The sequence below is a fragment of the Pseudomonas sp. CM27 genome (genome assembly GCF_013179515.1).
Taxonomy (GTDB): domain Bacteria; phylum Pseudomonadota; class Gammaproteobacteria; order Pseudomonadales; family Pseudomonadaceae; genus Aquipseudomonas.
The window spans coordinates 1-8,356 of sequence record NZ_JABMCN010000261.1 but is presented as its reverse complement, the minus strand read 5'-3'; the positions used below and the strand labels follow the sequence as shown (position 1 = coordinate 8,356).

Here is an 8,356-nt window from a genome sequence, read left to right as displayed (position 1 = left end):
GTCGAAGGCCTTGGAACCAAGGGTGTTGGCCTCGCGGTTGAGTTCCTGCATCAGGAAGTCCAGGCGCCGGCCGGCAGCACCGCCACCCTTGAGCACCCGGCGTACTTCGGTGACGTGGGTGCTGAGGCGGTCGAGTTCCTCGGCGACGTCGCTTTTCTGCGCCAGCAGCACCATCTCCTGCTCCAGGCGCTGTGGGTCCAGCTCGGCCTGCATGTCGCCGAAGCGGTCGAGGATCTTCTGCCGCTGCGCCGCCAGCATCTGCGGCACCAGGGCGCGCAGGGTGCTGACTTCGCTGGCCATGTTGTCCAGCCGTTCGTTGATCAGGCGGGCCAGTTCCTGGCCTTCACGCTGACGCCCGGCCTTGAGCTCGGCCAGCGCATCGTCGAACAGCGCCATGGCTTCGGCGTTCAGCGCTTGCGGGTCGCTGGCGTCGGCCACCAGCACCCCCGGCCACGACAACACTTCCAGCGGGTTCAGCGGTGCCGGCTGCTTGATCAGGCCGGCCACTTCCTCGGCAGCCGCGACCAGTTGCGCGGCGCGCTCGCGGTCTACCTTCAACGGCTTGCCGTTACTGTCTTCGTTGAGGCGCAGGGTGCACTCCACCTTGCCCCGCGACAGGCCTTGGCGCAGGCCTTCACGTACGCTGCCTTCAAGGTCGCGCAGGGCCTCGGGCAGGCGCAGGTGCGGCTCAAGGTAACGGTGGTTGACCGAACGCAGCTCCCAGACCAGGGTGCCTTGGCTGCCGGCGCGCTCGACACGAGCAAAAGCGGTCATGCTGTGCACCATGGGGAGTACCTCGCGTAGATGAATGAACGGTGGCAGCCTCTCGGCTGCAAGGCGCAGGATTGTAGCGCAGTGCGGCCTTGGCGCCCAATCTGCCTATGTTACAGAGGGGGGGCGTGCAGCAGCAGGAAAAGGCGACGGGCTGTGTCAGCAGCGACGATAGGCATGTCTTCCCCGGGCTGCGGGCTCTATAATGCTCGGCAGATTCAAAGTCCCAGTACAGGTATCCCAGATGAAACGTCCAAGTGGTCGCGCCGCCGATCAGCTCCGCTCGATCCGCATCACCCGCAACTACACCAAGCACGCCGAAGGGTCGGTACTGGTCGAGTTCGGTGACACCAAGGTCATCTGCACGGTCAGTGTGGAAAACGGCGTGCCGCGCTTCCTCAAAGGCCAGGGCCAAGGCTGGCTGACCGCCGAATACGGCATGCTCCCGCGCTCCACTGGCGAGCGTAACCAGCGTGAAGCCAGCCGTGGCAAACAGGGTGGCCGCACCCTGGAAATCCAGCGTCTCATTGGTCGCTCGCTGCGTGCCGCGCTGGACATGAGCAAGCTCGGTGACATCACCTTGTACGTCGACTGCGACGTGATCCAGGCTGATGGCGGCACCCGTACCGCCTCCATCACCGGCGCCATGGTCGCCCTGTGCGACGCGCTGGCAGTGATCAAGAAACGTGGCGGCCTGAAGGGCGGCAACCCGCTCAAGCACATGATTGCCGCCGTGTCGGTGGGCATGTACCAGGGTGAAGCCGTGCTCGACCTGGACTACCCCGAAGACTCCGCTGCCGAGACCGACCTGAACGTGGTCATGACCAGCGCCGGCGGCTTCATCGAAGTGCAGGGCACTGCCGAAGGTGCGCCGTTCCAGCCTGAAGACTTCAATGCCATGCTTGCCCTGGCGCAGAAGGGCATGAACGAAATCTTCGAGCTGCAGCAGGCGGCATTGGCCGACTGAACCCAGCCAGGGAGGTGCGGGGCATGAGCGATTCGAACCTGTCGATCACCCCGCCCAATGCCGAAATCCGGCAGTGGGCGATGTTCTGCCACCTCTCCGCGCTGCTGGGCCTGGTGGTGCCGCTCGGGCACTTGCTGGGCCCGCTGGTGCTGTGGCACCTGAAGCGCGAGCAAGATCCTTTCATCGACGCCCAGGGCAAAGAGGCGCTGAACTTTCAGATCAGCGTGACGGTTGCCGGGTTCATCTGCTTTTTGCTGATGTTCGTGTTCATCGGGCTGGTGCTGTTCGCCATGCTGACGGTGGCGGTGCTGATCCTGATCATCATTGCGGCGGTGCGGGCCAATGAAGGCAAGCCGTATCGCTACCCGATGATCTGGCGGCCGATCAAATAGCAATTGGGGCCGCTTCGCAGCCCATCGCCGGCAAGCCAGCTCCCACAGGTGCAGCACAGGTTTTGAAGTCTGTGGTGACCCTGTGGGAGCTGGCTTGCCGGCGATGGGCTGCAAAGCAGCCCCAATCGGCTTTTTAGATGGTCAACGTCCAGTCATAATCCACAATCAGCGGCGCATGTTGCGAGAAGCGCGGCTGACGCGGCAGGCGGGCGTTACGCACGAAGCGGCGCAGGCCCGGGGTGAGGATCTGGTAGTCGAACCGGTAGCCCAGGTTGAGCATCTCGGCCTGTTCGTTGTCCGGCCACCAGCTGTACTGGTCGCCTTCACGGCTGACTTCGCGCAAGGCATCGACATAACCCATCTCACCGGTGATCGCATCCATCCAGGCGCGTTCCGGTGCCAGGAAGCCCGGCGACTGCTGGCTGTCACGCCAGTTCTTGATGTCGAGCTTCTGCTGCGCCACGTAGAACGAGCCGCAGTAGATGTACTCGCGGCGCTTGCGACGCTGCTTGTCCAGGTACTTGGCAAAGTCGTCCATCAACTTGAATTTCTGGTTCAAGTCTTCGTCGCCGTTCATGCCCGAAGGCAACAGCAGGGTGGCAATACTGACTTTGTCGAAATCTGCTTGCAGGTAACGCCCGTAGCGGTCGGCTGTCTCGAAGCCCAGGCCGGTGATGACTGCCTTGGGCTGCATGCGCGAATAAAGCGCCACACCACCTTGGGCGGGCACCTCCGCGTCGCAGGCATAAAGGAAATAGCCATCGAGCTGGAAAGCTGGGTCGTCGAGTTCAAAGGCCGAGGCGCGGGTATCCTGAAGGCAGATGACGTCGGCATTCTGGGCTTGTAGCCAGCTGAGCAAACCACGCTCGGCCGCAGCCTGAATGCCATTAACGTTCACACTGATGATCCGCATAAATGGCCCCAAAAATCTCGTGCGTGTATGATACCCGAGCTCAACCCATTTAGCTAAATCCGTGGTGTCCGGGACTATTCATGCAGCCGTATCAGCGCGACTTTATCCGTTTTGCCATCGATCGCGGTGTACTGCGCTTCGGTGAATTCACCCTGAAATCGGGGCGTACCAGCCCGTATTTCTTCAATGCCGGCCTGTTCAACACCGGTTCCGCATTGGCCGAACTGGGGCGTTGCTACGCCGCCGCCATCGTCGACAGCAAGATCCCCTTCGATGTGCTGTTCGGCCCGGCCTACAAGGGCATTCCGCTGGCGGCGACTACCGCCGTGGCCCTTGCCGATCAGCATCAGCTCGATGTGCCATGGTGCTTCAACCGCAAGGAAGCCAAGGACCACGGCGAAGGTGGCAGCCTGGTTGGCGCGCCGCTGGCGGGTGACGTGCTTATCATCGACGACGTGATCACTGCCGGAACCGCTATCCGCGAAGTCATGCAGATCATCAACGCCCAGCAGGCCAAGGCCGCCGGCGTGCTGATCGCGCTGAACCGCGAAGAGCGTGGCAATGGCGAGCTGTCGGCCATCCAGGAAGTGGAACGCGACTTCGGCATCCCTGTGGTCAGCATCGTCTCGCTGACCCAGGTGCTGGAGTTCCTGGCCGATGACCCGCAGCTGAAGCAGCACCTGCCGGCTGTCGAGGCCTACCGGGCGCAGTACGGGATCTGATCCTGGCCTGGCAATGAAAAAGGCGACCTTCTTGTGAAGGTCGCCTTTTTTATGCCGCCTGTTCCGGCCTCATCGCCGGCAAGCCAGCTCCCACAAGTGCCCCACAGGTTTCAAGGTTTGTGGGGGTTCTGTGGGAGCTGGCTTGCCGGCGACAGGGCCGGTGAAAGCTAGCCAGTCAGCGCGGCTTGCAGTTGGTAATCAGGGTGCCCACGCCGCTGTCGGTGAAGATCTCCAGCAGCACAGCATTCGGCACGCGGCCGTCGATGATGTGCGAGCTGTTGACGCCGCCCTGCACCGCATCCAGCGCGCATTTGATCTTCGGCAGCATGCCGCCGTAGATAGTGCCGTCGGCGATCAGCTCGTTGACCTGCTCGGTGGTCAGGCCGGTCAGTACCTGGCCCTGCTTGTCCATCAGGCCGGCGATGTTGGTCAGCAGCATCAGTTTCTCGGCCTTCAGCGCCTCGGCCACCTTGCCTGCGACCAGGTCGGCGTTGATGTTGTACGACTCACCGTTGGCACCTACGCCAATTGGTGCGATCACCGGGATGAAGTCGCCCTTCACCAGCATGTTCAGCAGGTCGGTGTTCACGCTGACCACTTCGCCTACATGGCCGATGTCGATGATTTCCGGGGTGGTCATCTCGGGGGTCTGGCGGCTGACGGTCAGCTTGCGGGCACGGATCAGCTCTGCGTCCTTGCCGGTCAGGCCGATGGCGCTGCCGCCGTGGCGGTTGATCAGGTTGACGATGTCCTTGTTGACCTGGCCACCCAGCACCATCTCGACCACGTCCATGGTCGCCGAATCGGTGACGCGCATGCCATCGATGAAGTGGCTTTCGATCGACAGACGCTTGAGCAGGTCACCGATCTGCGGGCCACCACCGTGGACCACCACCGGGTTGATGCCCACTGCCTTCATCAGCACGATGTCGCGGGCGAAGCCGGTCTTGAGCTCCTCGCTTTCCATCGCGTTGCCGCCGTACTTGATCACCAGGGTCTTGCCGACAAAGCGGCGAATATAGGGCAGTGCTTCGGACAAAACCTCGGCTACATGGGCAGCGGCATCGCGATCGAGGGTCATGCAGGGCTCCTGTATGGAACAGATAGTCGGTCAGAACGGCAGTTGCAGCTCAGGCTCAACCCGCAGCAACTGGGTACGGAAAACATCCTTGATACGTTGCAACTCGGCGTCGCTGTCGGCCTCGAAGCGCAGCACCAGCACCGGGGTGGTGTTGGAGGCGCGAACCAGGCCCCAGCCGTGGGTGTAGTCGACCCGCACACCATCGATGGTGGTCAGGCTGGCTTCGCCCCAGTCAGCGTCGCGTTGCAGTGCATCAATGATGCTGAATTTACCCTCGTCGGTCACATCAATATTGATTTCCGGCGTGGAAATATCGTTCGGGAAGGCGGCGAACAGGTCTTCGGCGCTCTGGCCAGCCTTGCTGAGGATCTCCAGCAGACGCGCGGCGCTGTAGATGCCATCGTCAAAACCGTACCAGCGTTCCTTGATGAAGATGTGACCGCTCATCTCGCCGGCCAGCAGCGAACCGGTCTGCTTCATCTTCTTCTTGATCAGCGAGTGGCCGGTCTTCCACATCAGCGCGCGGCCGCCATGCTGCTCGATCAGCGGGGTCAGGCGACGGGTGCATTTGACGTCGAAGATGATCTCGGCGCCGGGGTTACGTGCCAGCACGTCCTGGGCAAACAGCATCAGCAGGCGGTCGGGATAGACGATGCTGCCGGTGTTGGTCACCACGCCGACGCGGTCGCCGTCGCCGTCGAAGGCCAGGCCGATATCGGCGCCGGTTTCCTTGACCTTGGCGATCAGGTCTTCGAGGTTTTCCGGCTTGCCGGGGTCCGGGTGGTGGTTGGGGAAGTTGCCGTCGACTTCGCAGAACAACGGAATCACTTCGCAGCTCAGGGCTTCGATCAGCTGCGGTGCAATCACCCCGGCAGCGCCGTTGCCGCAGTCGACCACCACCTTGAGCTTCTTCGCCAGCTTCACGTCGCCGACGATCTGCTGGAAGTAGCGCTCAAGGATCTCGACCTTTTCCACGCGGCCTGCGGCCAGGGTCAGGTCGTTGGTTTTCAGGCGGGTCAGCAGGGCCTGGATCTGTTCGTTGGCCAGTGTGTCGCCGGCAATGACGATCTTGAAGCCGTTGTAGTCCGAAGGGTTGTGGCTACCGGTCAGCATCACCCCGGACTTGCCGGCCAGCACGTTGGCGGCATAGTACAAGGCTGGGGTGGGGACCAGGCCAACGTCGCTGACCTGGCAACCGGCGTCGACCAGGCCCTTGATCAACTGTTCCACCAGCATCGGGCCGGAGAGGCGGCCATCGCGGCCAACCGAAACCTGCGGTTCGCCCTGGGCCAGGCTTTGCGCGCCGATGGCGCGGCCGATCCAGTAGGCGGTTTCGGCGTGAAGGGTCTTGCCGACCACGCCGCGGATGTCATACGCGCGGAAAATGCTGTCTGGCAATGCGGCGGGGACCAGGTGGGCCATGTCGTTCATCTCTGGAAAACTCCATTAGTCAAAGGCTTTCTGGGCAGGCGCAAACTGAACGCTTGGACGGTGGTTTTGCCAGAGAGTTCGCCATCCGTGGCCTGAACGGTCTGTTGTCGGCTCAGTGGCTGCCGGAGTGACCGAAGCCGCCAGCGCCACGCTGGCTCTCGTCAAAGGCTTGGACGATGTCGAAGTGCGCCTGCACCACCGGGACCAGTACCAGCTGGGCGATGCGCTCGCCAACGGCGATGGTGAACGGGGTGTTGCCGCGGTTCCAGCACGACACCATCAGCTCGCCCTGGTAGTCCGAGTCGATCAGGCCGACCAGGTTGCCCAGCACGATGCCGTGCTTATGGCCAAGGCCCGAGCGCGGCAGGATCATCGCCGCCAGGCCCGGGTCGCCGATGTAGATCGACAGCCCGGTAGGGATCAACAAGGTCTGGCCCGGCTCGAGAACGGTGTCCTCCTTGAGCAGGGCGCGCAGGTCCAGGCCGGCGGAGCCGGGGGTGGCGTACGTCGGCAGAGGGAAGTCGGTACCCAGGCGTGGGTCGAGGATCTTGGCTTGAAGAGCGTGCATGTAACTTATTGAACCTGATTGAGCCGTTCGGCGATGAAGGCGACCAGTTGCCGGGCGATCTTGCCTTTGCTGGTCTGCGCGAAGAGGGTTTGGTGCTGCTGGCGGTCGATCACGGTCAAGGCGTTTTCTTCGCTGTTGAAGCCGATGCTGGGGTTGGCCACATCGTTGGCGACGATCAGGTCGAGGTTCTTGTCCTTGAGCTTGCGCGTGGCGTAATCGAGCAGGTGTTCGGTTTCGGCGGCAAAGCCGACGCTGAACGGGCGGTCGGCACGGCCAGCAATGGTGGCAAGGATATCGGGATTGCGCACCATCTGCAGCAGCATGCCGTCGCCGGTCGTAGGATCTTTCTTCAGTTTTTGTGTGGCAACGACTTCAGGGCGGTAGTCCGCAACCGCAGCCGAGGCGATGAACAGGTCGCACGGCATGGCCGCCTCGCAGGCCGAGAGCATGTCCCGCGCGCTGACCACGTCGATGCGGCTGACCCGGTCGGGGGTTGGCAGGTGCACAGGGCCCGTGACGAGAGTTACCCGAGCCCCGGCTTCGGCAGCCGCTTCGGCCAGGGCGAAGCCCATCTTGCCGGAGCTATGATTGGTGATGTAGCGCACCGGGTCGATGTTTTCCTGGGTCGGGCCGGCGGTAATCAGCACGTGCTTGCCGGTGAGTGCCTGGCGCTTGAAGCTTTCTGCGGCGCACCAGGCCAGGTCGGTGGCCTCAAGCATGCGGCCCAGGCCCACGTCGCCACAGGCCTGGCTGCCGGAGGCCGGGCCGAACACCTGGATGCCACGGCTCTTGAGCAGCTCGAGGTTGGCCTGGGTGGCCGGGTCGCGCCACATGGCCTGGTTCATGGCCGGGGCCACGGCGACGGTAGCATCGGTGGCCAGCACCAGCGTGGTCAGCAAGTCGTCGGCCATGCCCTGGGCCATGCGCGCCATCAGGTCGGCGGTAGCCGGGGCGATCAGCACCAGGTCGGCCCACTTGGCCAGTTCGATATGGCCCATGGCCGCTTCGGCGGCAGGGTCGAGCAGATCCATGTGCACCGGGTGGCCCGAGAGCGCCTGCAGGGTCAGCGGGGTGATGAACTCGGCACCCCCACGGGTCATGACGACGCGCACTTGCGCGCCGTGCTCGAGGAGACGGCGAATCAGTTCGGCGCTTTTGTAGGCGGCAATGCCGCCCCCCACGCCGAGAACGATGCGCTTGCGATACAGCCGCTGCATAGGCTTGCCTTTTTCCAGTGAGAGCGGGCGGCGACGTTTGAAAATGCCTGCGGCAGAACGTCGCATGTACGAGGCGAAATAGATTAACACAGGGCCGAAACGGGCCGCAGCATGGGCAGAGGGGCGGGATGAATATCAGGGACTGGCCGGCTGAAGAGCGGCCGAGGGAGAAGTTGTTGCAGCGAGGGGCTGCCGTGCTGTCGGATGCAGAGTTGCTGGCGGTGCTGCTGGGCTCGGGAGTAGCCGGGCGTAACGTGCTGGACCTCGCGCGGGGGCTGCTGGTGCGCTTTGGTG

General features: G+C 63.2%; 9 protein-coding genes and 1 pseudogene. 4 read left to right on the top strand and 6 right to left on the bottom strand.

Annotation, left to right across the window (positions count from 1 at the left end):
• Window positions 1-786: YicC/YloC family endoribonuclease (locus tag HP547_RS24680; RefSeq protein WP_172287986.1), on the bottom strand; the 786-nt coding region annotated here is incomplete at its 3' end.
• Window positions 787-1,015: 229 nt separating this feature from the next.
• Between HP547_RS24680 and rph the strand changes: the two genes are divergently transcribed.
• The gene (rph, locus tag HP547_RS24675; RefSeq protein WP_172229255.1) at window positions 1,016-1,738 is read left to right on the top strand and encodes a ribonuclease PH; all 723 of its coding nucleotides are present in this window, start codon (window positions 1,016-1,018) and stop codon (window positions 1,736-1,738) included.
• A gap of 23 nt (window positions 1,739-1,761) precedes the next feature.
• Window positions 1,762-2,130, top strand: coding sequence for a DUF4870 domain-containing protein (locus tag HP547_RS24670; RefSeq protein ID WP_172229253.1), 369 nt, complete (start codon window positions 1,762-1,764; stop codon window positions 2,128-2,130).
• Window positions 2,131-2,263: 133 nt separating this feature from the next.
• Here the strand turns inward: HP547_RS24670 and HP547_RS24665 are convergent, their stop codons facing one another.
• On the bottom strand, window positions 2,264-3,043 hold the full coding sequence (locus HP547_RS24665; protein ID WP_172229251.1) for an exodeoxyribonuclease III: 780 nt from the start codon (window positions 3,041-3,043) through the stop codon (window positions 2,264-2,266).
• 80 nt (window positions 3,044-3,123) lie between these two features.
• Between HP547_RS24665 and pyrE the strand changes: the two genes are divergently transcribed.
• Entirely contained in the window at window positions 3,124-3,765 is a 642-nt protein-coding gene (gene pyrE, locus HP547_RS24660; RefSeq protein WP_003253405.1) for an orotate phosphoribosyltransferase, read from the top strand.
• Between the two features lie 175 nt (window positions 3,766-3,940).
• On the opposite strand, the gene argB is transcribed toward pyrE, so the two are convergent.
• From argB to coaBC, 4 genes and pseudogenes are all read right to left on the bottom strand, one after another.
• Window positions 3,941-4,846 carry an acetylglutamate kinase gene (argB, locus tag HP547_RS24655; RefSeq protein WP_172287983.1) on the bottom strand — a complete coding sequence of 302 codons (906 nt, stop codon included), beginning with the start codon at window positions 4,844-4,846 and terminating at the stop codon, window positions 3,941-3,943.
• A 30-nt stretch (window positions 4,847-4,876) separates the two neighbouring features.
• A pseudogene (locus tag HP547_RS24650) lies at window positions 4,877-6,244 on the bottom strand (phosphomannomutase/phosphoglucomutase); the annotation flags it as partial.
• Window positions 6,245-6,389: 145 nt separating this feature from the next.
• The gene (gene dut / locus HP547_RS24645) at window positions 6,390-6,845 is read right to left on the bottom strand and encodes a dUTP diphosphatase (protein WP_172223130.1); all 456 of its coding nucleotides are present in this window, start codon (window positions 6,843-6,845) and stop codon (window positions 6,390-6,392) included.
• 5 nt (window positions 6,846-6,850) lie between these two features.
• Window positions 6,851-8,062 carry a bifunctional phosphopantothenoylcysteine decarboxylase/phosphopantothenate--cysteine ligase CoaBC gene (coaBC, locus tag HP547_RS24640; protein WP_172287977.1) on the bottom strand — a complete coding sequence of 404 codons (1,212 nt, stop codon included), beginning with the start codon at window positions 8,060-8,062 and terminating at the stop codon, window positions 6,851-6,853.
• A 128-nt stretch (window positions 8,063-8,190) separates the two neighbouring features.
• On the opposite strand from coaBC, the gene HP547_RS30020 reads away from it, so the two are divergent.
• The coding region (locus HP547_RS30020) for a UPF0758 domain-containing protein (RefSeq protein ID WP_372242924.1) at window positions 8,191-8,356 on the top strand (166 nt) is incomplete at its 3' end.

Bases quoted from the DNA above. Each gene is read 5' to 3' on its own strand.
- rph (WP_172229255.1), top strand. From the start codon at position 1,016: ATGAAACGTCCAAGTGGTCGCGCCGCCGATCAGCTCCGCTCGATCCGC.
- HP547_RS24670 (WP_172229253.1), top strand. From the start codon at position 1,762: ATGAGCGATTCGAACCTGTCGATCACCCCGCCCAATGCCGAAATCCGG.
- HP547_RS24665 (WP_172229251.1), bottom strand. From the start codon at position 3,043: ATGCGGATCATCAGTGTGAACGTTAATGGCATTCAGGCTGCGGCCGAG.
- pyrE (WP_003253405.1), top strand. From the start codon at position 3,124: ATGCAGCCGTATCAGCGCGACTTTATCCGTTTTGCCATCGATCGCGGT.
- argB (WP_172287983.1), bottom strand. From the start codon at position 4,846: ATGACCCTCGATCGCGATGCCGCTGCCCATGTAGCCGAGGTTTTGTCC.
- dut (WP_172223130.1), bottom strand. From the start codon at position 6,845: ATGCACGCTCTTCAAGCCAAGATCCTCGACCCACGCCTGGGTACCGAC.
- coaBC (WP_172287977.1), bottom strand. From the start codon at position 8,062: ATGCAGCGGCTGTATCGCAAGCGCATCGTTCTCGGCGTGGGGGGCGGC.